This is a genomic window from Pseudovibrio sp. Ad5 (genome assembly GCF_001623095.1).
In the GTDB taxonomy this organism is placed as follows: Bacteria; Pseudomonadota; Alphaproteobacteria; order Rhizobiales; family Stappiaceae; genus Pseudovibrio.
Map to the genome: position 1 here is coordinate 1 of NZ_LMCH01000050.1, position 696 is coordinate 696.

General features: G+C 45.7%; 1 protein-coding gene. It reads left to right on the top strand.

The annotated features are described in order from the left end of the window. Window positions 1-198, top strand: a 198-nt coding sequence (locus PsAD5_RS28195; RefSeq protein WP_206599742.1) for a hypothetical protein, incomplete at its 5' end; no start/stop codon positions are given. Window positions 199-696: the final 498 nt, after the last annotated feature.

Below are 696 nucleotides of genomic sequence, written 5' to 3' on the forward strand. Positions count from 1 at the left end.
TTGCCTCTGATTGGTGACGCTGATCTCTTTGGCTCCAACCTTGGCTTGTTCAGCACTCTGACGCTAGCTGTAAGAGGAGGTGGTGTGGGATGTTTGATGCCAGGGTCTCTGTCTGCGCTTCGTCATGTTCTCTTGTGTGTCTCCATCTCTCATTGTTGCTCTTGGAGTTCTGTGCTGTTCGGTGAGGTTCTTTGTTAGCCAGGTTTTGTGTGTTTTGGGGTGGTCTTGATTGGTGTGTGTTTTTTCCCAGTGTCTGTGCAAATTTTGGTTTTGTTAATTTTTGGTGTTTTGGCTGGTTGTTATTGGCTTGTTTCTGGGGTTTTTGGGTGTCTGGTGGTGGTATGTGGGTTGATATATGAAGTTATTGAATTGTTTGAATTTTAGTTTTTGCCCGATTGTTTTGTTTTTTTGGAGTTTGCGTGTTGACGGGTCGGTCTGGTATCCCTATAACCCGCTTCACGCCACCGGGGCGGGCCACTGAGGCGCGGTTCTGGAGGCACAAAAACAGAAGGATTTACGGGGTTTTTAAGAGGTCTTGTAAGTCTGGATATTGAGGCGAAAGTCTCTGCTCATTGACAATTGAATACGGAAGAAGAAAGAGAAACGTGGACGGCGGTTATTCGCGAGTGTCTTGGTAACAAGACGCTGTTACGGAATAGCTGACTTAGTTTACGTTTTTCAGAACACCAAAGATTT